Raw genomic sequence first — 548 nt, forward strand, 5'->3', positions numbered from 1 at the left:
TCTTGTTTTAATTTAGTTCCAGCAAATAGAGTTTTAATAGCATTAGATGTATATGCAACAGCTGCAAAGAATGCTTGACGTATTGTATCAAATGAAGCTTTTAACATTTCACCTACTTTATCTAATAAAGCTTTTCCACCACGTATAGCTTCTTCAAATTTAGTTTTAGCAATTACAAATAATTCTTGTAAAGTTTGTAATATCTTTATTAATACTTCTTTAGCTACTTCATAGGTTTTACCTGCATATTCTATAACAACATGAGCAGCATCTTTAAACCATTGCTCTATAGCATTAATAAGATCTTTTAATGTTGATCCAAAATTTTCAAAATATTCTGAATAATGAAACTTTATTTTATTATCATCTATCTCTGCAGATAAATATGCAGTTACATTATCGTAATTTGATGAACCACCATTAATTCTATTAGCATCATTTTCCATATGAACATAATTTTCAATTAATGATAAATAGTAATCAATTAAATTGTGTTTTGATGGAGTAAACTGTTCTGCTTGTACATTTTTTGATATTGATGAAAATAA

At 26.3% G+C, this 548-nt stretch carries 1 protein-coding gene; it reads right to left on the reverse strand.

The window, feature by feature from the left end; translation table 11 throughout:
• Positions 1-446 (reverse strand): hypothetical protein (locus ACP5P5_RS13755; protein ID WP_428286687.1); only part of this gene is annotated, 446 nt, incomplete at its 3' end.
• Positions 447-548: the final 102 nt, after the last annotated feature.

This window comes from Hydrotalea sp., from assembly GCF_049968455.1.
Taxonomy (GTDB): domain Bacteria; phylum Bacteroidota; class Bacteroidia; order Chitinophagales; family Chitinophagaceae; genus Hydrotalea.